The 23311-nt window shown below is 61.8% G+C and carries 25 protein-coding genes and 2 pseudogenes; 20 read left to right on the top strand and 7 right to left on the bottom strand.

Annotated elements, in window-relative coordinates; translation table 11 throughout:
* Positions 1-4: 4 nt before the first annotated feature.
* The 7 genes from AB7I51_RS12945 (at position 5) to AB7I51_RS12915 (ending at position 7980) form a co-directional block, all read left to right on the top strand.
* Positions 5-967, top strand: coding sequence for a type IV secretion system protein (locus AB7I51_RS12945; protein WP_428404086.1), 963 nt, complete (start codon positions 5-7; stop codon positions 965-967).
* Positions 968-1349: 382 nt separating this feature from the next.
* Positions 1350-2021 (top strand): virB8 family protein, encoded by a 672-nt coding sequence (locus AB7I51_RS12940; RefSeq protein WP_428404107.1) that lies wholly within the window; start codon positions 1350-1352, stop codon positions 2019-2021.
* 26 nt (positions 2022-2047) lie between these two features.
* Positions 2048-2872 (top strand): TrbG/VirB9 family P-type conjugative transfer protein, encoded by an 825-nt coding sequence (locus AB7I51_RS12935; protein ID WP_428404106.1) that lies wholly within the window; start codon positions 2048-2050, stop codon positions 2870-2872.
* 10 nt (positions 2873-2882) lie between these two features.
* A complete protein-coding gene (gene virB10, locus AB7I51_RS12930) occupies positions 2883-4031 on the top strand; it encodes a type IV secretion system protein VirB10 (protein WP_428404085.1) in 1149 nt (382 codons plus the stop codon).
* The gene (gene virB11, locus AB7I51_RS12925; RefSeq protein WP_428404084.1) at positions 4028-5059 is read left to right on the top strand and encodes a P-type DNA transfer ATPase VirB11; all 1032 of its coding nucleotides are present in this window, start codon (positions 4028-4030) and stop codon (positions 5057-5059) included. The genes virB10 and virB11 overlap by 4 nt, the downstream gene beginning before the upstream one ends.
* Entirely contained in the window at positions 5025-6971 is a 1947-nt protein-coding gene (locus AB7I51_RS12920; RefSeq protein WP_428404083.1) for a type IV secretory system conjugative DNA transfer family protein, read from the top strand. The genes virB11 and AB7I51_RS12920 overlap by 35 nt, the downstream gene beginning before the upstream one ends.
* A complete protein-coding gene (locus AB7I51_RS12915) occupies positions 6955-7980 on the top strand; it encodes an LPD7 domain-containing protein (protein WP_428404082.1) in 1026 nt (341 codons plus the stop codon). The genes AB7I51_RS12920 and AB7I51_RS12915 overlap by 17 nt, the downstream gene beginning before the upstream one ends.
* Positions 7981-8001: 21 nt before the next feature.
* Here the strand turns inward: AB7I51_RS12915 and AB7I51_RS12910 are convergent, their stop codons facing one another.
* Entirely contained in the window at positions 8002-8274 is a 273-nt protein-coding gene (locus AB7I51_RS12910) for a helix-turn-helix domain-containing protein (RefSeq protein ID WP_428404081.1), read from the bottom strand.
* 163 nt (positions 8275-8437) lie between these two features.
* Here AB7I51_RS12910 and AB7I51_RS12905 point away from each other — a divergent pair, with 163 nt between their 5' ends.
* The 4 genes from AB7I51_RS12905 (at position 8438) to AB7I51_RS12890 (ending at position 12025) form a co-directional block, all read left to right on the top strand.
* A complete protein-coding gene (locus AB7I51_RS12905; RefSeq protein WP_428404080.1) occupies positions 8438-8824 on the top strand; it encodes a hypothetical protein in 387 nt (128 codons plus the stop codon).
* A 159-nt stretch (positions 8825-8983) separates the two neighbouring features.
* Positions 8984-11203 (top strand): SF1B family DNA helicase RecD2, encoded by a 2220-nt coding sequence (recD2, locus tag AB7I51_RS12900; protein ID WP_428404079.1) that lies wholly within the window; start codon positions 8984-8986, stop codon positions 11201-11203.
* 166 nt (positions 11204-11369) lie between these two features.
* A complete protein-coding gene (locus tag AB7I51_RS12895) occupies positions 11370-11774 on the top strand; it encodes an alpha/beta hydrolase (RefSeq protein ID WP_428404078.1) in 405 nt (134 codons plus the stop codon).
* A gap of 8 nt (positions 11775-11782) precedes the next feature.
* Complete coding sequence (locus AB7I51_RS12890) at positions 11783-12025, top strand: DUF2267 domain-containing protein (RefSeq protein ID WP_428404105.1); 243 nt, start codon at positions 11783-11785, stop codon at positions 12023-12025.
* A gap of 129 nt (positions 12026-12154) precedes the next feature.
* Here the strand turns inward: AB7I51_RS12890 and AB7I51_RS12885 are convergent, their stop codons facing one another.
* From AB7I51_RS12885 to AB7I51_RS12865, 5 genes are all read right to left on the bottom strand, one after another.
* Positions 12155-13084, bottom strand: a complete 930-nt coding sequence (locus AB7I51_RS12885) for a relaxase/mobilization nuclease domain-containing protein (RefSeq protein WP_428404077.1) — start codon at positions 13082-13084, stop codon at positions 12155-12157.
* A gap of 143 nt (positions 13085-13227) precedes the next feature.
* On the bottom strand, positions 13228-13746 hold the full coding sequence (gene mobC, locus AB7I51_RS12880) for a plasmid mobilization relaxosome protein MobC (RefSeq protein ID WP_428404076.1): 519 nt from the start codon (positions 13744-13746) through the stop codon (positions 13228-13230).
* A 151-nt stretch (positions 13747-13897) separates the two neighbouring features.
* Positions 13898-14869: a ParB/RepB/Spo0J family partition protein gene (locus AB7I51_RS12875; protein WP_428404075.1), complete on the bottom strand. Its 972-nt coding sequence runs from the start codon at positions 14867-14869 to the stop codon at positions 13898-13900.
* 11 nt (positions 14870-14880) lie between these two features.
* Positions 14881-15624, bottom strand: a complete 744-nt coding sequence (locus AB7I51_RS12870) for a ParA family protein (protein WP_428404074.1) — start codon at positions 15622-15624, stop codon at positions 14881-14883.
* Between the two features lie 590 nt (positions 15625-16214).
* The gene (locus tag AB7I51_RS12865; protein WP_428404073.1) at positions 16215-16598 is read right to left on the bottom strand and encodes a single-stranded DNA-binding protein; all 384 of its coding nucleotides are present in this window, start codon (positions 16596-16598) and stop codon (positions 16215-16217) included.
* Between the two features lie 909 nt (positions 16599-17507).
* On the opposite strand from AB7I51_RS12865, the gene AB7I51_RS12860 reads away from it, so the two are divergent.
* The 9 genes and pseudogenes from AB7I51_RS12860 to AB7I51_RS12820 all read left to right on the top strand — a co-directional run bounded on the left by AB7I51_RS12860 (position 17508) and on the right by AB7I51_RS12820 (position 22783).
* On the top strand, positions 17508-17870 hold the full coding sequence (locus AB7I51_RS12860; protein WP_428404072.1) for a hypothetical protein: 363 nt from the start codon (positions 17508-17510) through the stop codon (positions 17868-17870).
* Positions 17871-18171: 301 nt separating this feature from the next.
* Complete coding sequence (locus AB7I51_RS12855) at positions 18172-18387, top strand: hypothetical protein (protein WP_428404071.1); 216 nt, start codon at positions 18172-18174, stop codon at positions 18385-18387.
* A 169-nt stretch (positions 18388-18556) separates the two neighbouring features.
* Positions 18557-18859, top strand: a pseudogene (locus AB7I51_RS12850) (hypothetical protein); the annotation flags it as partial.
* A 10-nt stretch (positions 18860-18869) separates the two neighbouring features.
* Positions 18870-19541, top strand: coding sequence for an IS630 family transposase (locus AB7I51_RS12845; protein WP_428404104.1), 672 nt, complete (start codon positions 18870-18872; stop codon positions 19539-19541).
* 278 nt (positions 19542-19819) lie between these two features.
* On the top strand, positions 19820-20491 hold the full coding sequence (locus tag AB7I51_RS12840; RefSeq protein WP_428404070.1) for a MarR family winged helix-turn-helix transcriptional regulator: 672 nt from the start codon (positions 19820-19822) through the stop codon (positions 20489-20491).
* Positions 20492-20607: 116 nt separating this feature from the next.
* Positions 20608-20844 carry a thioredoxin gene (locus AB7I51_RS12835; RefSeq protein WP_428404069.1) on the top strand — a complete coding sequence of 79 codons (237 nt, stop codon included), beginning with the start codon at positions 20608-20610 and terminating at the stop codon, positions 20842-20844.
* Positions 20845-21095: 251 nt separating this feature from the next.
* Entirely contained in the window at positions 21096-21431 is a 336-nt protein-coding gene (locus AB7I51_RS12830; RefSeq protein WP_428404068.1) for a TlpA family protein disulfide reductase, read from the top strand.
* Positions 21428-22129: an MOSC domain-containing protein gene (locus tag AB7I51_RS12825; RefSeq protein WP_428404067.1), complete on the top strand. Its 702-nt coding sequence runs from the start codon at positions 21428-21430 to the stop codon at positions 22127-22129. The genes AB7I51_RS12830 and AB7I51_RS12825 overlap by 4 nt, the downstream gene beginning before the upstream one ends.
* Before the next feature lie 489 nt (positions 22130-22618).
* A complete protein-coding gene (locus tag AB7I51_RS12820; protein ID WP_428404066.1) occupies positions 22619-22783 on the top strand; it encodes a hypothetical protein in 165 nt (54 codons plus the stop codon).
* A 235-nt stretch (positions 22784-23018) separates the two neighbouring features.
* On the opposite strand, the pseudogene AB7I51_RS12815 reads toward AB7I51_RS12820, so the two are convergent.
* Positions 23019-23311: pseudogene (locus tag AB7I51_RS12815) on the bottom strand (hypothetical protein); the annotation flags it as partial.

Raw genomic sequence — 23311 nt, 5'->3', positions numbered from 1 at the left:
CCGCATGGCCGTGAATGTCTTCGACAGTTTCCTGCACGAGTTCGAGCAGCCGATCACGAATTTCGTGTCGACGTCGGCGGGCAACCTCGCCGCTTACGTCAACGGCCCCTTGCGCGTCGCGGTCATGCTCTATGTGATCCTCTATGGCTTTGCCGTGATGCGCGGCGCGATCGCCGAGCCGATCCTCGATTTCGCGTGGCGAGCGATGCGCATCGTCGTCGTCGTCTTGCTCGCAACCAACTCCTCGGCCTTCCAGCAATATGTCACCGGCCTCTTCTTCGACTCTCTTCCCAAGGAAATTGGCAACGCCATCGCGGGCTCCGGGCTCAACGTCAATTCCGGCGCGCCGTTCGATCAGTTGCTTTCGAAGGGCATCGACATCGCCAATAAAATTTATGACCAGGCGGGCTTGACCAATATCGCGCCGGCGCTGATCGCCGCCATTCTCCTGGTCTTCGTTGCAATTGGCTCGTTTCTGCAATTCGCCGTCCTGCTCTACGCCAAGATCGGTCTCGCAATCGTCATCGCCCTCGGCCCCCTCTTCATTGCGCTCGCTCTCTTCGACGCCACGCGCCCGTTCGCGGAAAGCTGGCTGCGCCAGCTCGCGAATTTCCTGATCTTGCTGGTGCTCGTCATCGCCCTCGTCGGACTGATGCTCTCGGCCGTGAGCGGCTTCATCGACAAATTCTCCAATAGCGCCACGACGCTCGGCGAGGCGCTGGTGGGCGCGGTCGCCATTAGCACCCTGCTCGGCCTCTCCGGCCACATCGCCCTGCAACTCCCGTCGATCGCCGGCGGGCTCGCGGGCGGCGGCGCTTCGCTCGCAAGTCGGCTGGTGACGCGAACGCTCGTCACCAACGCGGCGGCTGCAGCAGCCGGGGCCTATGCCGGGGCGCGCTGGTCGGCGAACCGCAGCCTCGCAGCGATGAAGGTCCGCAGGCAAGGCGGCAGCATTCAACGGGCCTGATCGAAGCAACCCGAGCCAACGAAGGATGGTCCGGCGCGGCCGCGTCGAACGAAATGGGATTAATGAGAATGCGGCGATTAATCATTATGTGCGTGATGGCCTGGCCGCTTGGCGGCTGTGCGACTTTTTCCAGTGCGCCGCCGACTTGCGATGGCCTCGCGCGGCGTCCCCTCAATCGCTCTCTATGGGATTGGGAGGACGCTCCGCAGGCTCATGGATCGGTTCCCTCATTGCTGATCCGCACGGCCGAGACCAGCCGACCGAATGCCCCAAGTGTGCTGAATCGCGCCGCGCCGGCGCCTTCCATCGCCAGCGATAAGCCGAACGCGAGGCTCGTCGTCGACCTCGCCTCCTATCGCTCATGCGGCAAGGAGGGCTGATGATGGTTCGCCCCGACGAGCTGCAAGCCTATTTCAAGAATGCGCGCCGCTGGGAGCAAGACCTATTGCTCTCGGCGCAACGCTCGAAGCGGATTGCTTGGGTGATCGCCGGGGGCGCCTGCGGCTTGGCGGTCGTGTCCGTGGGCGCGGTGGCGGCGCTCGCCCCGTTGAAGACGGTCGAACCCTTCGTGATTCGCGTCGACAATTCGACGGGAATCATCGAGACCGTCGCCGCGCTGAAACAAACGCCGGCGCGCTACGACGAAGCCGTCACCAAATATTTCCTGGCGCGTTATGTGCGCGCCCGTGAGGGCTACAGCGCCGCGGAGGCGGAGACGAATTTCCGCACCGTCTCCCTGCTCTCCGCCCCGGCCGAACAGGCGCGTTTCGCCGCCTGGTATCGCGGCTCCAACCCCGAGAGCCCGCAGGTTTTGCATGGCCGCTTCGGCGTCGCCAATGTGCGCATCAAGGCCATCTCGCTTTTGAGCGATAACGTCGCCTCCGTCCGCTATCTCGCCGAGAGCCGCAAGGGCGAGGAGACGCGCGTCACCCATTGGATCGCGACGCTCACCTTTTCCTATGTCAACGCGCCGATCTCCTCGAGCGACCGCCTCATCAACCCGCTTGGCTTTCTCGTTTCCGAATACCGCGCCGATCCGGAGGCCGTGCCGTGATCCGCAATCTCCTCCTGATCCTACTGATGCTCGCCTGCGCCGAATTGCCGAGCATGCCGGCGATCGCCCTGCAGCAGCCTTCTGCCGGCCCGCGCGACGCGCGCGTGAGGATGGTGACCTATGACCCGGCCAATGTCGTCAAGATCAACGGCGTCATTCGCGCCTCGACGCAGATTGTCTTCGCCGACGACGAAGAGATCGCGCATGTGGCGATTGGCGACTCCGTCGCCTGGGAGGTCGCGCCCGCTGGATCGATCCTGTTCCTCAAGCCGCGCGAGAAGCATTCGCCGACCAATCTGCAGGTCGTGACCACGCGGGCCAACGGCCGCAAGCGCTCCTACCAATTCGAGCTGTCGATCGCGGAAAGCTCGCTTGCCGAGGGCTATTTCGTCGTGGGCTTCACCTATCCCGGCGACGAGATTGAGCGCCGCCGCATAGAGGCGGCGGCTCGGGGAGCCGGGCGCGAAGGGGCTCTGATCGAAGACGCTTTCGCCGTCTCTCGCGCTTCTGGGGCGCGCAACTGGCGCTTCTCGGCGCAAGGATCGATGGATCTCGAGCCGGAAGCGGTATTTGACGACGGAAAGGAGACGACCTTCCGCTTTGCTGGAAATCGCGAAGTGCCGGCGATTTACCTCATCGCCTCGGACGGCTCCGAGACGCTTGCGCCAAAGGACGTGCGCGGCGAGCTCGTCACCGTCCATGCGACAGCGCTGGAGTTTCGGCTACGCACAGGCGGCGACGTTCTCTGCATCTACAATGAGGCCTTCGATCCGGTCGGCGTCAATCCCGACACAAATACGATGAGTCCCAATGTCGCTCGGCTGCCGAAAGCCCCGACCAGACGGCGATGAAAGGTGAGAAATGACTCAAGCTCAGACCGACGCGCTCCCCGGTGAACGCGGCATTACTCCGGTGGCGGGCTCGAATGAAGCTAGACAGCGAGCGACGCTCCAGCGTGGCCTGGGGGCTGTGGCGCTGACCGCCTTCACGGCGCTGATCATCTGGGGAACATGGAAGGGCGAAAAGAAAGCAAATGACCTCGCGCCTAATAAACTCCTGATCCGTCAGGCGGCCGCCTTCGAACCGGCGCGGGAGCCGCCGGCGCCGAAGGTGGTGGATGTCACGGGCGCCATTCCGCGCCCCTCCCCTGCGGCGCTGACGCCCTCGCCGGCCGATCAGTTGATGGAAAGCGCGCGGCGCGCGCCGGTGCTGGCTTACAACCGGCCGCTCCAGGCGCGGGCGACTCACAATCCGCTTACAAACGAGTTCGGGTCTTACCCTAACGGGATCGGGGAGCTGCCGCCGCCGCAAAACGAGCTTTTGGACAAATTGCAGCCGACCCCGCTCGAGGGCGTGCGCGCCTCGCGGCTTCCCAACCGCAATCTTCTCGTCGCGCAGGGGACCGCCATTCCTTGCGTTCTCGAAACCGCCATGTCGTCGGACGTTCCCGGCTTCGTCTCCTGTGTCGTCTCACGCGACGTGATGTCGGATTCGGGCAATGTCGTATTGATGGAAAAGGGGACGCAGATCGTCGGCGAATATCGCGCCAATGTCCGGCGCGGCTCGCACCGCCTGTTTGTGCTGTGGACGCGGGCAAAAACCCCTACGGGCGTCATCGTCGCGCTTGCCTCGCCCGCAACCGACGCGCTCGGCCGCGCCGGATTCGACGGCGAGATCGATACGCATTTCTGGCAGCGTTTCGGCGGCGCGCTTCTGTTGTCGATCGTCGGCGACGCGGCTGCAATCGGTCGCCAGCAGCTACAAACGAGCGACATTCAGATCGTCAACGCGCCTGGCGCCGCCAATACCGCCGCGGCCGTCGCCGTCCAGCACTCGATCGACATTCCGCCGACGCTGAACAAAAACCAAGGCGAACTCGTCAATGTGTTCGTCGCGCGCGACCTGGATTTCTCCTCCGTCTATCGGCTTCGTCGCATCGAGTCGCGTGCCCGGATATTCAATCCTCCTCCGGCGCCCCTCGCGGATCATGTCATGGTGACCAAGCCGTGAAATCCGCCGGAACCGGCGATCGCGGCGGCGCGCGTCTCGTCCTCGAGCGCTATCTCGAACCGTTGGCGCCCTATCTTGGAGACGATAGCCTGACGGAGATTGTCGTCAATCGCCCGGGCGAAGTCTTCATCGAAGGCCCTAGCGGCTGGGCGCGGCGCGAGGCGTCGGCGCTGACGCAAGAGCACCTTCTGCATCTCGCGACCGCCGCGGCCGGCTTCACCAAACAGGATGTCAGCGCCGAACGCCCGATCGTCTCCACCACCCTCATTGGCGACGAGCGCTGTCAGATCGTCGTCCCGCCCGCTGTCCCCGCCGGCAAGGTAAGCCTGACCATCCGCAAGCCCGCGGCCCTGACCATGACTCTTGATAACCTCGAAGAGGCGAAGCTCTTCGACGACGTGCGCGCAGCAAGCGAGGAGCTTTCCGCCGACGAGCACCGCCTGCTCGCCTTGAAGGAAGCGGGCAAATGGCGAGAATTCCTGGAGCTCGCGGTGCTGACCCGCCGCAATATCCTCATTTCCGGGGCGACGGGCTCCGGCAAGACGACGCTCTCCAAAGCGCTGATCGCGGCGATCCCCGAGGACGAACGGCTGATCGCCATCGAAGACGCCGCCGAGCTCGTCATTCCGCACCCGAATTGCGTGCGGCTACTCTATTCCAAAGACGGGCAGGGCCTCGCCAAGGTCGGCCCGCGCGAACTCCTGGAGTCATGTCTACGCATGCGCCCCGATCGCATTCTGTTGCAGGAGCTGCGCGACGGCACGGCCTTCTTCTATCTGCGCAACGTGAATTCCGGACATCCGGGATCGATCACCACGGTGCACGCGGACAGTGCCCGTCTCGCCTTCGAGCAATTGACCCTCCTCGTGAAAGAGAGCGCGGAAGGCCGCGACCTCCATCGCGACGACATTCGCTCGCTGCTTCTCCTGCTCGTCGACGTTGTCGTGCAAATGCAAAAGCGCGATGGCCGTTACCGCATCACGGAAATCTATTATGATCCCCTTCGCAAACGCGAGCACGCCCGTTAGGGCGGCGTTTTTTGCGGCGCTCGTCGTCGGCGCTTTGGCGCTCTTCCTCTTCGTCGCCTCGAACGTGCTCCTGCTCGGGCTTCGCGCCCACGACGGCGGTTTCCATCTTATAGCGATCGTCAGCAGCTGGGCGCATTATGGCGCCGACAAGCGCCTCGATCGCTGGCTGACGCTTTCGACTCTCGCCGGCCTCGTCGTCTCCTTCGGCGCGCTCGGCGCAATTTTCCGGTCCCGTCCTCTGCCCTTGCACGGGAAAGCAAAATTCGCCAGCGCGCGCGAGATCGCCGAGGCGGGCTTGCGTGCGCGGCAGGGCCTGTTGCTCGGACGCAAGGACGGCTCTCTCCTCTGCTTCGGGGGCTCGGAGCATGTTCTCGTCTACGCTCCGACCCGCACCGGCAAGGGCGTCGGCTACGTCATTCCCAATCTCCTCAACTGGTCGGATTCGGTCGTCGTTCTCGACGTAAAAAAGGAGAATTGGGATAAATCGGCGAGCTTTCGCGCCGCGCATGGGCAGGAAGTCCATCTCTTCGATCCCCTCGATGAGAGCGGCCGCACCGCCCGCTACAATCCTCTCTCTTATGTGCGCAGCGAGCCGGCGGATCTCTATGATGATCTGCAACGCATCGCCGTCATGCTGTTTCCTTCCGAGAGCCGCGGCGATCCCTTCTGGTTCGAAGCCGCCCGCTCAGCTTTCGTAGCGATCGGCGGCTATGTCGCTGAAACGCCCGGGCTACCCTTCACTATTGGCGAAATCCTACGCCAGCTCTCTTCTACCCACGATCTGAAGAAGCATTTCGACAAGATCATCGCGGCGCGCAAATCCGGCCCGTCGCCCCTCTCGCGCCATTGCGTGACCGCGCTCAACGATTTTTTGGCCGCATCCGAGAACACCTTGAACTCGGTGCGCAAGACGGTGACGGCGCGTTTGGGCCTCTGGCTCAATCCCCGCATCGACGCGGCGACGGCGGAGAACGATTTCGACCTACGGCTTTTGCGGCAGCGACCGATGTCGATCTATCTCGGGGTGACGCCCGATAATCTCGACCGCTTGAGCCCGCTCCTCAATCTGTTCTTCCAGCAGACGATCGATCTCCACACCCGCGAATTGCCGGAGCAGAACCAAAAGCTCAGCCGCAAACTGCTGTTGCTCTTGGACGAGTTCGCCGCGCTTGGCAACGTCAATGTGCTCGCAAAATCCGTGGCCTTTCTCGCTGGGTTCAACGTGCGTCTGCTCACAGTTATCCAGAGCCCGGCGCAACTGCGCGCAATCTACGGGCCGGATCTCGCCAAGAACATCATGACGAACCACGCCATCGAGGTAGTGTTCGCGCCAAAGGAACAGGACATCGCGAACGAACTCTCGGAGCGCATCGGCTATGACACCGTGAAAGTCTCGAGTCGGAGCGGACCAAGGGGATTGGCGAGGCGAGCGACGAGCGAAACCGTTTCCGAGCAGCGCCGCGCTTTAATGCTGCCCCAGGAATTGAAACTGCTGCCGAAAACGAAGGCGATTCTGTTGATGGCCGGCGTTCCGCCGATCGTCGCCGACAAGATCGTATACTACAAAGACAAGGCCTTTCTCGAACGCGTGCTGCCGGCGCCGGTCCACGAACTGCCCAAAGGCCGCTCGACCGCCCTGCTCGACGCTGAAATCAGAGAGCTTCGCTCCGAAGTCGCGGAGCTGCGCGCCGTCTTCCAGACGCGGCCGCTGAGCGATGAGGAAATCGCCGATCCGTCGACGATTCCCGCTGACGCCACTTTCGACTTCGGGGACGTCGACGTCGATCTCGAAGGGCTATCTGAGGAGGAAATGAAGGCCTGGACGTTAAACTATATCGACAGTCAAGCGATCGAGCCGGCGCGACGGTCGAACCGCGCGTCGAGAGGGGAGCGACATGAGCGACGCGGCTGACACACAAGGCGATTTTGCAATCGAACGCGTCGCTGAAGCTGGCGACGATCGCAAAAACGACGAGCCGCGGGCGGCGCGCGACTCTGAAAAGCGCGATCCCATCCTCGAAGCTGTTAACGACGCGCCGCCTCCCGAAAAGTCAGCGCCGACAGCGGCGCACGATTATGGTTTCCCGGATCGCGTCCGTCGCAAATATTACGTCGTCGCCGATCAGCGGGCGAAAGAAGGAGCGGCTCTCGAAGCGCGCGTCTATGCCGACGAGCGCGGCGAATATCTCGCCTTCAAGGCCACGGAAGACCGGCTCACGACGCGGCTCGCCTCCGCGCAAGTCGTCCACGACATGATCGCAGTCGCGGGACACCGAAACTGGCAGGCCATCCATCTTCGCGGCTCGGCGGAATTCCGGCGCGAGGCCTGGTTAGAGGCAAGCGCGCGTGGAATGGAAGTCAAGGGCTATGAGCCGACCGACATCGACCGACAGGCGTTGGCAAGCAGGCGCGAGGCGCGGGAGCGCGCAAATCGCCGCCCACAGGAATTGTGGAACCGTTCGAACTTGAGCAAGGCGAAGCCCGGCGATCGATTCGAGAGGCGCAGGAACGGCGCCGACCGAGCCCCGAACAACGTCACAGCGATCGACGCCTCCCCTGGCAAGGGGAGCGCCGATCGGCGGCCGGTTGCGCAGGGCCGTTGGCGGGCGCGGGCGGACAAATTCCGCGCCGCCGACCGCAAGGCGGCGGCGCGAGACGCCGACCTCGTCGCCGCGCAATCGCAGCTCGCGATCATCGAAAAAGCTCTCGAACGCGCTTTCCCGCGCGACCCGCAAGCGCGTGAAAAAATCCTTGATGCGGCGAGAGAGCGCATCGCTCAGCACCTCGAACAGGGGCGCTCCTTCGAACGGGCGATCGTCAAGGAGCGAGTGCCGGAACACAACGGGTCGCGAACCGACAGGGGCGAGGCTCGTCGGAACCCTGAAGAGGTCCGGGAAAGGACCCGTCAGCGGGAACGCTGATGCGCGCCACGCCCGATGATCTTATTCTTGCGACTTTAGAGAAACGCGCTTCGCCCCACGCGCCGGCTGCAAGCGTTCGATCAGCTCGGCGGGGCGGACCCGCAAGGCGGAAGCGAGATCGATGAATTCGATGACGTCGAGCCGCCGTTCCCCGCCTTCCACTTTCGCGATAAACGATTGCGGTTTTCGGAGTCTTGCCGCAACCTGCGCCTGGGTTAGCCCGCGCTCCTGTCGCGCCTGAACCAGCAAAGCCAACAGCTGGCGCTGGCGAGGCGATCGAAGCGTTTTGGACATCGATGCGGACGGGGCTCGAAGAAAGCGAGCCCGTCCGATAATCCGGTTTTGGAATTATCCCATTTTGGGATATTCGACACAAACAGATGCGCGTTTTGAATCCGTTAAAAGTTTCTTCAGCCGAACTACTCTAATCATCGAACCATTGGCCTGGGATGAGAGCATGGGCGAGAAGGCTGATCTCGAGAAGAAAGCCATCGAGGCGCTGGAGCGCTATCGCGAGGCATATGCCAGGGCCGAGGCGCTGGAACAGGAGGAGGCGGCCGCGCGTCAGGAAGTTTCCAAGCGGCTCAATCGCTTGGAAATCACGAAGGCCAAGGGCGAGGCTGCGCGCGTGAAGCCTGAGGTCGTGGCAGCGGACCAGGAAGCCATTTCCAGACTGAGTGAAATCCGCACCGCCCTGAGCGAAGCGACCGCGACGCTCGATTCGGCTTTCCGGGTCCTCGCCGCATTGGATGAGAAGTTGGGCTACATCCCTGGTGTCAGCGCCGCGAAACCTAATGGGAGCGACATCGGAAGCAGCGCCAAAGAAAACGGCGAGCTACCCTGACCCACGGCTTGCGGGCTGGCCCGCGGTGTGGGGGGCTCAGCGTCACGATTTGCATCCCTCAGGCGGCATCCCCGAAACTCTGCGCTCCGGGCGGAAGTAGAGGCGGTAAATACGATCCCCAAGGCTCACGGTCGCGGTCCTTCCCCTTTCCGATCTAGGATGCCCTCCCGCTGCCTCGTTAACGGTTCACCTAGCTTGCCCCCGTCTTTTGACGCGACGCCGCCAAGAGAGACGCTCGTCGGCTCTGTCGAGCGGGTCACCTTCCACAATGAAGACAATGGCTTCGCCGTGCTGAAGGTGAAGGCACGCAGCAAGCGCGACCTTGTCCCTGTCATCGGCCATGTCGCTTCGATCTCGGCGGGCGAATTCATCCATGCCGTTGGGGTTTGGATCACGGACCGCGCCCACGGCCTCCAGTTCAAAGCGGACTTTCTCAAGACCACGCCGCCAACGACAGCGGAGGGAATCGAAAAATATCTTGGTTCCGGCATGGTGCGCGGAATCGGCCCTGTGCTCGCCAAACGGATCGTCGCGGCTTTTGGCGAGAAGACCTTCGAGATCATCGAGGCGGAGCCGGAGCGCATACGCGAAGTTGCCGGAATCGGCGAATTCCGGGCAGGGAAGATTGTCGCCGGCTGGGCCGAGCAAAAAGCCGTGCGCGACATCATGGTCTTTTTGCACTCGCACGGCGTCGGCACGTCCCGAGCGGTGCGCATCTTTAAGACTTATGGCCACGACGCCATTCAGGTCATGACCGAGAACCCGTATCGGCTGGCGCGCGACATTCGCGGCATCGGATTTCGGACCGCCGACGCCATCGCCATGAAGCTCGGCATGACGCGGGAGGCCCCGCAACGGGTGCGGGCGGGAATTTCTTACGCTTTGCAGGAGGCGACAGACGAAGGTCACTGCGGACTCCCCATCGAGGAGCTGATCAAGCTGGCGACGGCGCTGCTCGAAGTCGACGAGGGAGCCATCCGGTCCGCCCTCACGGATGAGCTCGCCGGCGGCGACGTGGTGGCGAATACGATCGAAGATAAGCCCTGCGTGTTCTTGCGGGGCTTGTATCTGGCCGAACGCGGCGTCGCTGATCGGCTGCGTTCCCTGACAGGCGGCTCGCCGCCCTGGCCGACGATCGATGCCGACAAGGCCATTCCGTGGGTCGAGACGCGCACCGGCAAGACTTTCGCCGCGTCTCAGCGCGCCGCGATCGGGATGGTTCTCAAATCCAAGGCGGCCGTGGTCACCGGCGGCCCTGGCGTTGGTAAAACCACACTGCTCGACGCCATCCTGCGCATTCTCGCGGCCAAAGGAACGCGAATACTGCTCGCGGCCCCCACCGGCCGCGCCGCCAAGCGCATGAGCGAGCAGACGGGGATCGAGGCCAAGACCATTCACCGCCTGCTCGAAACCGATCCAAGAACCGGGGGCTTCCGCCGCGATACTGACAATCCGCTCGATTGCGATCTCCTCGTCATTGACGAGATAAGCATGGTCGACGCCTCGCTCATGTTCGCGCTGTTGAAAGCGGTTCCGGCAAAGGCCGGTTTGCTGCTCGTTGGCGACGTCGACCAGCTTCCCTCGGTCGGTCCGGGTCAAGTTCTCGGCGACATCATCGACTCAGGCGTCGTTCCCGTCGCGCGGTTGACGGAAGTGTTCCGGCAGGCGGCCCAAAGCCGGATCGTCAGAAACGCCCATCGCATTAATCGTGGCGAAATGCCCGAATGGCCGAAGCCGGGCGAAGAAACGGATTTCTTTTTTATTGAGGCGAAAGAGCCGGAACAAGGCGCGGCCAAGATCGTCGATATTGTTCGCGACCGAATTCCGCGCCGCTTCGGCCTTGATCCCATTCGCGACGTGCAAGTGCTCTGCCCGATGCAACGCGGCGTCCTCGGTGCGCGGGCGCTCAACAGCGATCTGCAGAACGCCCTCAATCCGAACATGGCCGAGAAGATCGAGCGTTTTGGCAGCAGCTTCGCCCCGGGCGACAAGGTGATGCAGATCGAGAACGACTACGACCGCGAGGTGTTCAACGGCGACCTCGGTCGAGTCCGCCGCATCGACCAGGCCGATGGCGTCCTCGTCGCAGAGTTTGACAATCGCGAGGTCGAATATCCGTTTGGCGAACTCGACGCGCTCGTTCCCGCCTATGCGACGACGATCCATAAATCGCAGGGATCAGAATATCCCGCAGTCGTAATCGCCATCGCCACCCAGCACTATGCGATGCTCGCCAGAAATCTCCTCTATACCGCGGTTACTCGCGGCAAGCGCCTTGTCGTCATTGTCGGGCAGCGCAAGGCCTTGGCGATCGCGGTTCGGACCCATGGACGCAAGCGACGATGGACCAAACTCAAGGAATGGCTGTCGCCGCGCTGATCGATTGGTCCCGCCTCATTGACTTGGCATCACGCCGCAGGTCTATGAGTCGGCGCTCAAGAGACTGATCGGTGCCGTCGACAGCGTCAAAGAAGGCGAGCCGATTGAGCACGTCGCCTTTCGACCAGAAGCTAGTCGCGCCAATGGGTCATAAGGGGAATGTCGCTTGAAATTGCAGCTAGCCCTTCTCGTGGCGATCTATGCCCTCGTGGTCCTTGGCGCGGCCGCGTTTCAACGCCGCTTAACATATTTCCCCGATCGACGGCTGATCCATCCGGCCGACGCCGGCATGAACGGCGTCGAAGAATTGCGCCTTGCGACGGATGATGGCGAGACAATCGTCGCTTGGCATGTCCCGCCAAGGGAAGGACGTCCGCTCATCCTGTATTTCCATGGCAATGGCGGGTCCCTGGCCGACCGCGTTCCACGGTTCCGCATCTTCGTGGCGAGCGGATATGGGCTTCTCGCCGTTTCTTATCGTGGCTATGGCGGATCGAGCGGATCGCCGACCGAAACTGGTCTCGTTCGCGATGGCGAAGCCGCCTATCGTAAAGCGCGCACACTGGGGTAGGCGACTATCTGCCGATTATGCTGCGCGGCCGATATTATGAGGGCTGGCGCCTGCCAAAATACAGCTTTTTCAAGAGCCGCGACGCCGTCCTGGAGCGCATTCGCGAGGGCGTGCATCATGACCCGGGCATTGACGCCGAGCAGGTCGCCCGGGCCGTGCTGGCTCAGTTGGCGGAACGTCTGCCCGCGTCCGAGCTTGAAGACGTGAAGGCGGTGACGCCAAAGGCGTTGCGCTCTCTCTGGCCAGCGTAACGCCGGTGGGCGCAGGAGAGCGTTTTTCGCGTCGGGAAGGCGGCGGCCAAGCGAACGGCTTTGCGGAGCCCATCTTGTATTGTTGCTTATTTTGTTCGCAACCTTGGAGGTGCGCCGCGGGAAAAACTGCTATTTCCTGCGCTCGTCCTTCTCGGACTCGGAAGGCCGAGGAGAGTCCGTATCGCGCACCGCATCCCGCCGGCGGCTCTCGGCGAACTCGGCCAGTTCCTTCTTAAGCAATTGCCATCTCGTTTCGATCGTCGGCATGTCGCGTACGAATTCACGGATTTCCCGCGCAAGCGCGTGGTCTGTGGATGAAGCCGAGCGCTCCAGTTCTGCGGCGTAATTGAGATAGGTTCGCCGGATCTTCTCCTGCCGCGACTGAGTTTTTCTCTCCCAAGGGCGCTCGCCGCTCTTTCCGTTCTGCGCCTCCCAGAGGACCTCTTCTCGAGCACGCCGATCGACATAAGGCGTGATCTCGCGTTTGCGGAGAGCCAGCATGATCCCGCGGTCCGCTTTTCGCACTCTTCCCCGTGTGCGCCGCGGCGTCGCCTCCGCCGCGATCCCCCGCAGCCTCAGCTCCGCGGCGAACCGCTCGCGCCAGACTTGCAGATCCGCCTTGCGGGGATTGAGGCGCTTCCCGTCGTGGCCGAGCGAACGAGCCGTCAAATGGACGTGCGGGTGCTTGTCCTCGAGATGCTGGACGAAGACATAGTCATGGTTGTGTCCGAATGTTTCGAGGGCGAACGCCCGGGCGGAATCCTTCACGGCGGCCGCGTCGGTGCCTGCTGGCATCGACAGGATAATGTTTACCGAAAGCGAACCGTCACGGCGGCGCCGATCATCGAGAGCGGCGTCGTCCGCCCATCGACTTTGCAAATCATTCAACCCTACGCGCCCCACCAACAGCGCGCCCTGCTCCGTCTCGCCGGCGAGCTCGCCGTTGCGAGTAATGTATTCGAGATGCGACTTGAGATGCTCAACACTCTTCGTGCGGCCGGTGATCTTCACCATCACCTCCGGCGCTCGCTTGACGATGCGCTCCAACTTGGCGCGCATCGCCGGGGTCAGCCGTCCGGATCGCGCGACATCAGGAATATCCCATTCCGTCAGCCGCGGACGCCGAATGGGCGTTTGCCAGACATAAGAGATCGGGGGCAGTTCCGCGAACAGGTCCGCCTCGCGCGGCGAGCGACGCCGGCTCATCGGCGCGTCTGCCAATAATCGGCGTTGTCATCAAATACTCGCTGTAACTCAGTGAGTGCGCTTTCGACAACAGCTTTCGCTTCGCGGATTTCGGACAGACCAGTTTCGATCGCCCTGCCCTGTTGAACGCCGGCGTTCGCCGCGCGCGCGATTTGGTTGATGTTGGCGCCGATCCGATTGAGCTCACGCACGATCGCGCGCAGCGCTTCGCGTTCGTGGGGACAAGTCTGCACGGGCGAGCCTAATCGCGCACGCACGAGGGCGACGATCCAGCCCGTGCGTGTCATTCGGCGCCGCTGCGCGATTACCGCAAGCTGGCGCATTTCGCTTTCGCGAAAGCGCAAGGTGACCTTCTCAGGCCTGCCGATCGGCAGCGGCGCCGTGCAAGGCGAACGCACGTCGAGCGCATCAGCGATGAGCCGCCGCATCAGCGCGGATTTGCCACCCTCGGCAACCGCGAGAGCCGAGAAGCGCGCCGCCACGTCATCAGGGATGCGAAGCGAGATCAGCGCCATCGGCGGCCGACCCTATCGCGATGTAGTACATCGCTGGCGCAAAGCCTATCCTGCACTAAAAACGCTTCGCAATTCCTCCTACGAAAAGATCGTTTCTCATGAGCTATTGGGCAAGTGAAAGGCAAAACGTGCCGAACCGAGATTGCGGACATTAACATGGCGCAATCTCTTCGATGCGCAGCTCGGAAACCGGAACTTCCTCTGTCTGACCGGTTTCGAAAAAGCGAACGGACGCGAATCGGGTCCCTTTGTTCGCAGGTTCATCAGTGAGCAAGCGACCCGTGCGATCGCCGTAGCGTACCAAGATCGAAACGGCGGTTTTGCTCCTGCGTTGTTCGCGCGGACTGCGCGCACGTGCAGACATTTGGTGGCGCTCGTTCTGAGCAGACGGCGGAATATTCGGTCTTGAGCGCTCGATGGCTGGAGCGGAGCTCGGAATATCGTCGGAGGCGCTCAGAGCGGACGTGAACGTCGGATCCCGCAGCTCGTGCGCGATCCGCCGCGCGTGCGCATCGGTAAAGCTCTCGTGACCAGCGCACGCCTTTTCAATCGCCTCAGGGCACCCGCGCCACCCCTGGTAAAGCTCATAGACGGCTCGAATGGAAGAAGTATGGATCTTCGCCTGAAGAAAAGGCGGCATTTTTGGAATCGCGGCGAAGCGCGAGACCCAGTCCCTCGGCTTGCCGAGCTTGCGGGCGATATCGGCCTGCTTCTCCCCTGCTTCGAGCCGTCCCAGGATGAAGTCAGCGATCTCGGCGGCGGCAAGATCGTCACGCTGAATGTTTTCGATGATCTGCGCGTAGCGGTCCGGCGAGCCGCCCTCCTGGACAAAAGCCGGCGCCGCGTCGAGGCCGGCGAGTTGCGCCGCGCGATACCGCCGCGCTCCCATGATGATGGAGTAACGACCCGAGACCTCGCTAGGTCGGACGACGATGGGCTGCAGTATTCCTACTAGTCGAATGGAGTCCGCCAGCTGGGTGAGCTCTTCTTCGCTGAAGAGTCGCCTCGGCTGGTCGTGATCTTCGTCGATCTGGGATAGCGGAATGAGCAGAGGACGGCCATTCATGTCCCCGTTCCGCGCCGCGACATCGGCAAGTTCTTTAAAGCTGAGGTCCAAAGCCATTCGATCCTCCCTCAGCCGACGCGTTCGACGATGTTGGCCAACACGGCCCGGATCTCGCGACCAGCTTCCTGCGCCGAACGCCGTTTCAACGACCACACCGGCGCGCGTTCGGTGACCGCCTCGGCGTAACCGTCGCGCGCTACGATGTGACCGGGAAAGACGTATTTGCCGGCGTCGCGTAGCAGCTGCTCGAGATGGGCGCGCTGACGCGGCGACTTGGTGTTAAAGAGCGACGGTAACAGTCCCAGAAAGGTCGCATCGGATCGTCCGTACCGTTTTTGGACGCCAAGGAAGGTTTGTAGCAATCCTTTCACGCCCTTCACTGAGTAGTCTTCGAGATAGATAGGCGAGAGCACATGCGAGGCGGCGACGAGCGCCGCTACGCTGCGCAGCCCGAGAGACGGTGGCGTATCGATGACGCAGGCGTCGAAATTCCCGCTCGCCGCCGCGAGATTTTCTCGCAGCTTCAGGATTGCAGCCGCGTCACCGCGATCGACGTCGGTCAAGGAGGTATCGGCTGGAGCAAGGATGAGCCCGTCGATGCCGCCGGGAGCAATCCGCGCCGACGGTTTGAACAGCTCGGCGGCGGTGGCGTTCCCCGCATGGCGAGTGAGAGTGTCGGTCGCGTTCGCTTGAGCGTCTAGGTCGAGGATCAGGACGCGGCGACCAACTTCCGCCAAATACCAAGCGAGATGCACCGCGAGCGTCGTCTTGCCGACGCCGCCCTTCTGGTTATTGATCACAATCGTCTTCATGCGGGTGGTCGTCTTCAGAATGGAACGTCGCTAGGGCGTCGGCCGGAACCGTGGTTCGAACCACGGCGCCGACTTGGTGCAACCAATGACGCGACCCGCGATTCGAGTCGCCCTGTCACAACAGACAGGGTGAGGAAGCGTGGGGGGACCACTAATTCTGAGATAACGATCGGCGCTGGCGTTCACGCGCCGCGCGACAACTTTTACGAATGATCCTTTGGGGCGTGGTTCAAACCACGGATTGATTTCGCTGCTTCACGACGGTGGAAATGATGCGCCACGCTGACGCCAGGAGGAAGGTGTGGTTCGAACCACAGTGTTGCTCCCGAGTTCTCGATCTGCCCGAACCATGCTGCATACCACACAACAGTGGTAACGGCCTTAAGCGGCGCGCCGACGACAGGCGCGCTTCCATTACCACGCTCGAAATGGAAAGCGACGACCAATGCGTGAGGCATGGGACGCCATGTTTTTCTGCCTTGATGGTGCTCCATGCGAAACAAGAAAAGACGCCAGCGATCCGACGGCCACGTCGAAATTCGAACCAAGCTCAAGAGCTGGGGCGGCGCGCGGCCGCCCCGCTCTTCGCGTCACTTGCGCTTGGCGGTCCTCTTCTCGGTCTCGGGCGCCGCCTCGATCTCCACGTCGGACTTGTCCGTCTTGGCGGAGGCGAGGATCGAGAAGTCGTCGCAGTTGAGGTCGACGGTGTAGATCTTCTCACCGTCCTTCTCGAAGCTGCCCTGCTTCAGCGTGCCGCGCGCCACCACGAGATCGCCGGGCTTCGCATAGTCGCCGACATATTTGCGGGCGCTGTCGCTCCAGATCGTAACTTCGTTCCAGTACGGCCGGTCCCTCGTCTCGCCATTGCGATCTTTGAAGGCGTAGTTGGCGCAGATCGAAACACGCGTCGTCTGCCCGACTTCACGAACCTTGCCGATGCGGCCGAGGATCTGGAATTCCGCGAAAGTCTTCATCTTGCTCTCCATCGTTGGGGCGGCTGCCCCGGTTGCGATGGCTGTCCGTGATGGCCGCGAAGGCGACACCCGAACCGAAGCGCCGAAAAGGCGCGAGGCCGAAGCAGAGCGGAGGACCCGAAGGCTGCGGCGATTTTGGCGCGCGAGGAATTGGCGCGTAGCGCCAAGGGGAAAATCGTCGCGGACGCAGGGTTTTGGGCGGCGACTGCGGCCGTAGGACGAAACGCCATGCAACCGGAGGCGAGGCGTCCATAAGGGAGAGCGATAAGAAGATGCGACGAATTCGGATCGTCGCAATGGCAGGCTCTCGTGAAGGTTGGCGGCACCCGCTTCCGACTTCAACGCTGCCGGTTGTTCCGAAATCGCCCGGAGCCGAGGTTAACGCGCATCCAGGTCACGCGCGCGAAATCGCTCGGTTACGGCCGCGCGGCGCCGATGATGAAGGCCGGAGTGAGACGGCGAGGCGTCACGCCGGTGCAAGCGACAAATCGCCCGAGCGGACGTCGAACCCGATATCGCCGCGGCAGGAGCAAAGGTGCACGGCCCGAAATTCGCCTTGCTGTGCCACTGCAATGTCGAATCGATTCGTGACGACGCGCAAGCTGTCGTGAACCGACGGTGGCATATTGCACATCTGACCCAAAAAATCGGCGCTTGGCGCCGCACAACAGAGAGCAAGCTCATGAGCATGTTCGGGAACATTGGCCCTTTTTTAGGACCAGCGCGCAACGCGTCGTCGAGGCTGTCATTATGCTCTTCCAAAGCTCGCAACCGAAACCCGCACACCGCACCCCGATCAACACGTCCGACACGCTTGATTACAATTCATCGAGTGGGTCCGATGACCTCGAACCTGCGATGACCGCCCCTGCTGGAGAGTTGACGAATTGCTCTCACGGGGGAGCAGAATTGAATGAACCTTTCCAATTCGAATTTGCGGAACCCGCTGTATCCACCCAAGAAGGGGCGGCGGACAGTGGTGGTAAAGCAACTTTGTCGAAGGAGTGTTGCGATCCCGAACTTTCGACGACTGATGCCTCCCCTCAAAACGCGGCGACTAGTTCTCCTGGGCGCGTGTCGAGTGAAACCTGCGATCTTGAATTTGCGACGCCCTGCATCTCTGCTGGAGACGCGGCAAATAAACGGTCGAAGCCAGACAACAACGCGGTGAGAAAGAGCGCGCCGAAAAAGAAAACGCAAGTTGCCCAAAAAGCTTCGGCCAAACTACCCAAACAAGGTCGAACGCGCGCTGGGGTGAGCGTTTCTTCTTAAGTTTGCCAATCCCTAAAGAGTTTCGCCGAAATCACAGGCCCCGGACCGCATGGCCTGCCTCCGCGCTGTGCAGGGACTGCCTTATCCAGCGCATGCCACAGTGATACGAATTCTTGGCGATGGCGCGATCTCGATCTCTTGAGAAGGCATGTCGCAATTGTCGTAATTTGGTCAAAGGGCGTCGATTGCGCCGGTGTGATGAAACTATCCCTGACGTGTGCCTCACTTCAGCCGCGAGAATCAGTTCAGTTGGCCTCATTGGGCTGAAGGAGTGCTGGCAACACAGCGGAGGCTTGACCCGATGGCGCACCGCAACACCCAGCACGTTGTTTTGAACGACACCCGGTGGCTGGCGAAGGTGACCTACAAATCGGATAATGGCCCGATTGGGATTAACTATCCTTTCGACAACGTCGAAGAACTCACGGATCTCGTCGAGGCCGCACAGGAGCGCGGTAGGATCGTCGAGATCGAGATCTTATTGAGCGGCCGCACGGGCCAGGTATCAGATTCATGACCGTGGGGAGCGGTAAAAAAACTGGGGGTCGTTCCGCGAGATTGATCGCCCCAAATGAATGCGCAAACTTTATCGACGCTGTTGGATACGAGCCGGGTTAAGACGAATCCGCTTTAGAGCGGGCTCCGATCGATCTGAATCGGTTTACGATTCACGAATCGGGTGAAGTCTGATTCATAATTCCTGCCGCGGGAAGGAGGCGGCCGGAAGGGCGCTTTCCAACGATCTTCGCAAACGCTTGGTGGAGGCGGTGGTTGTGGACGGGTTGTCGCGCAACGCGGCGGCAGAGCTTTTCAAAGTCAGCATCGCCAGCGCGGTGCGCTGGGTCAAGCAATTCGAGACGACGGGGGACGTCTCGCCCCCGCCTTGCGGCGGCGATCGCCGCTCTGGGCGGATCGAAGTCCATCACGATTACCTCATGGGACTGATCCGGCGCACGCCGGACATTACCCTCCTTGAGATCCAGGAGCGTCTGATCAAGAATTGCGGCGAGCATTTTTCGAGCTCGGTGTTGTGGCGCTTCTTCGATCGGCACGGGGTCACGTTCGAAAAAGAGCGCGCACGCCGCCGAGCAGCAACGTCCGGACGTGCTGAAGCGCCGCCTCGAATGGTTCGAGAGACAGCCCGATCTCGACCCTGCGAGACTTGTCTTCGTCGATGAGACCGGCGCCTCGACCAATCTGGCCCGAAAAGCCGGACGTTGCCGGCGCGGACGACGGCTGCGCGCCGCAGTGCCGCACGGCCACTACAAGGCGGTCACGCTGGTCGCAGGGTTGAGCCTTCGTGGCCTCGTAGCGTCGAAAGTCTACGATCGTCCGATCAATGCCGCCCTCTTCGAAGAATGGGTGGAAAACTGTCTCGTTCCCACGCTCTCGAAAGGCGACATTGTCATCATGGACAATCTGCCCGCCCACAAGGGGCCACGGGTCGAAGAGCCGATCAGGGCCGCCGGAGCCGAGTTGCGCTATCTGCCGCCCTACAGCCCCGATATGAACCCAATCGAGAAGGCCTTCTCCAAACTCAAGGCATACCAGCGCAAAATAGCCGAGCGAACTGACGCCGGACAAGCTGCGCACGAAATCGCCGCCGATCTGCAGACTGAGCACGCGCTCCATCGGTCGCTTTTCCGGCGCGCGCACGGCGCCGGACGTTAGCTGCCGGATCGTTGGTTGGATCGAACAGCGCGGCACGGGCCTCCGGCGAGAGAATTTCATGCCTCATCATCGCCGGCTGCCCTGTTGCGCAAACTGTCTTTAACGCAGTAATCCGGCTTATCACTGTTTTTTCGATGCCTTAACATCTGCGCGACCCTCGCCAACATACCTGCGAACCTCCATCAGCGCCTTGTCGCACGAGTTTGGGAGGATTCTGCGATGTCTCCGTCTGGGAAAAGAGCGCTTGAATTTACATAGGATTCCTATATGATGTTCACATGACCAAGCCCGCTGAAATTCCGTCCCTGAGCCGTCGCCTGCGCGATGGGCTGGAACGTGTCGCCACGGTGCTGCGGTCTGAGCGCTGGGGCGCGCTGGAGAAGACGCCGCTTAATCCCACCCAAGCGCAAATTCTCGCGCTCATTCAGGGGAACAAGAACAAGCCTGAGCGCATCAGCGCGATTGCACGGCATCTGGGGGTGAGCCAGCCGACGGCGACCGACTCCATTATCTCGCTTGAAAAAAAAGGATTGGTCTCGCGCCACCCCGATCCCCGCGACGGCCGCGCCGTTGGCGTCGTTGCGACCGAGGTGGGCCGTGTTCTCGCCGGCAAGATCGGCGCCCGGACGACGGCGACTGATCGTGCGCTCGCCGCGTTGACCAGGGGCGAACAGGAAGAATTTCTGCGCCTGCTCGTGAAGCTGATTCGCAATCTGCAAATCGCGGGGGCGATCGAGCCGCAGCGGCTGTGCGTCACCTGCCGCTATTTCCAGCCCCACGCCCATCCGGGCGCGAGGGCGCCACATCATTGCGCCTATGTGGACGCGCCGCTCGGCGCGGACGGTCTCCGCCTCGATTGTTCCGAGCACGAAGCGCTGCCCACCGAGCAGCAAGAAGCCGCTTGGAGCCGCTACGCTGAGGGCCTCGCGCCTCGACCAGCGCCTCCGTGAGAGAGGGCTCGAATTTCTGACGCGCTTGGTCCGCGCCAGAAGAGCGGGCGGCTCGCCGGCGGCAACCAGCGAACCGCCCTTTGATCTCCATCCCCCGAAAGAGAAGGAGTTAGATCATGTCACACAAGGCCGTTTTCTACCATGCCGGCTGTCCGGTCTGCGTCGACGCCGAGCGGCGCTTCGTCGACAGTCTCGACCCCAAGAAATATGACATCGAGATCGTGCATCTTGGCCAGGCCAAGAATCGCATCGCCGAAGCCGAGGCGGCCGGGGTGAAGTCCGTTCCCGCCTTCGTCATCGAGGGTCAACCCTACCACATCAATTTCGGGGCTGAGTTGTCGGCCCTGAAATAGCGTGTGTAGCCGCGCGCGCGGGGCGGGCCAGTTTCTAGCCCGCTCCAAAACCGTTTGCTCGGCGCAAACGAGATCAATTTGAATACAATCCAGCTCGGAATATCGACAACTATGACGCTCGCATCGCGCCAGAACTTTCGGTTGAGCGCTGGCGCAACAGCACGACGCCAATTTCGGTCACCGACCTTCGGGGCTGCGCGGTGATGCGGCGCGCATCCCAGATGCTTTGTCCAGGCTGCATCACACTTGGGATGCCCCAGTCGCGGCGCGCTTACGATCTATTTCGCGATAGGGATCTCGCGGCCATCGGCCTGCATACGGTGTTCGAGGATCACGCGGCGATGTCGCTCGTTTCGCTTGCAGCCTTCATTCAAGAATATCCGGTGACCTTTCGGATCGGCATCGACCAGCGGGGCCAAGGCGGACCCATCCCCGTCACCATGGCGATAAGAGATGTGCGGCACGCCAACACGATCGTCACCGGACGCGACGGACAGATTCGCCGTCACGGGTTCGGCCGAGAAAACGATATGACGCTGGGCGCCATACTGGGATCGTCGGCCGACAAATCGGCGCCGCCATCATGACGCCGCCCGCGACACGCCCTACTGTGCTCTCCGGGCTTATCGAGCCGCTCGGCGACGATGGTCGATTGAGCGCCATCGCCAAACGGCCCGCGCTCCCGCCTTGGCGCATCGGCGCTTTGGGCCTTGCGGGTGACGCACAGGCGGACACCAATCATCACGGCGGCCCAGAGAAGGCGCTCCATCAATATGCGTTCGAGCATTACGCCGACTGGGCCGACGAGATCGGCGACAATCCCTTACTGCGGACGCCGGGCGCCTTCGGTGAGAATCTATCCACTACAGAATGGACCGAAACCAACGTCTGCGTAGGCGACGTCGTTCGCTTCGGGAGAGCGCTGCTGCAGGTCAGCCAGGGCCGCCAGCCGTGCTGGAAACTCAATCGCCGTTTCGCTCAACCCGACATGGCGCTACGCGTGCAATCGAGTCGACGCTCTGGATGGTATTATCGCGTGCTCGAAGCCGGCATGGCAGAGCCGGGAGATTTTCTGCGGGTCGTCGACCGGCCGCGCCCGGAGTGGAGCATCGAGCGCCTCTACCTTTTGCTCTATTGCGACACGCATGACCGAAACGGGCTTGCGAGCATGGCCGCAATACCCGAGCTTGCACAAAATTGGCGCGAGCTGGCACGGCAGCGTGTGCACAGCGGCAAAATCGAAGACTGGACGCGACGCCTCAGTGGCACGGAATTCTCGGGGTAGATCACAAGGGGAAATCTTCATCAGCCTGCTCAAATTTCGATGTCGTCGACGTTTGGCTAGCTGGCGACGACCCGGCATGGTTCGTTGAGCCACTGGAAACCGAGCTGGTGATCGCGGTCGCGACCACCAGCTCGAACAAGTTACTCCCCCGGTGACATTCAATCGCCTGATAACGGATGATGTCGGCTATTCTCTACCTATCGGTCGCCCCGGGCGAAGGAGGCAGCAGTTTAACGATCTGAAATCGTCTTGGAGCCAGACAGTATATATTTAATGATGCCAAATAAAATTCCCATGCGTTTACTCTTCTGTGGTCCTTTTGCTTGGCGCTTGCTTCCCGCAACCTGAAGCGGTCAATAAGACTGCTTACCCCTGTTGCCTTGTTGACGAGCGATGGCTGGCCGCGCCCGAGGCCGACGCGGACACGGCCGTCGCTCTCAGCTGAGGCGCAAGCAAGCATGTTGAAAGTTCGACCAAAGGGAGGAACAAATGGCTGTCAACGTTCACAGCGGCTCGATCGGGAAAATACTGCTCTATATCGCCGGCTTTGTCGCCTTTGTGGTCGTCGGGCTGGCCGGGGGGCCCGCGCTGATTTCGCCCGACACGGCCAACATCACCGGTGCGACCGGTTCAACCGCGCGCATGATTCAGTAAAGCGCGTGCGACGGCGTTTCGGAATCCCATCCGCCCAGAACGCCGTCGTTCACAAACTTTGTAATTTTCAACAGCGCGCCCGTTGCAAAGCCGGGTCGTTTGCGGCGGACTCTGCCGCCCCGCTACAACATTGCTCGGATTCACGCGGATAGATAGACGCTGCACCATTGTGACGGCGGCACTATCAGGTTGACGGAGTGAGGTCGGCAAAAAGCCGTTTGGTTTTCTTGGTTGTTCATGCAGCTTGGCGCATGCCGGAAATCGCGCGCCACGTGGCGATAGCCGCCGCGTGATGAGCACGGCGGACCGTGCCACTGGTTTGCTGTTCCGGATATGGCAAGCGGAAAAGATTGGCGCTTTGGTCGTGAATGGATAAAAATCGCTGCGCCTGTCGCGACGATTTGAATCGCTTCATGATCCGCTCCCGTCACCGTGTCGGTTGATGCGAATTCTCGGCCCTGTTGTTCAGATCCCATGGGGAGGTGGATAGCAACCGGCGCTTTGGCAGAGTGAGGTTGCGACCACCCA

It is taken from the genome of Methylocystis sp., from assembly GCF_050246715.1.
Taxonomy (GTDB): domain Bacteria; phylum Pseudomonadota; class Alphaproteobacteria; order Rhizobiales; family Beijerinckiaceae; genus Methylocystis.
This window is presented reverse-complemented; position numbering and strand designations above follow the sequence as displayed.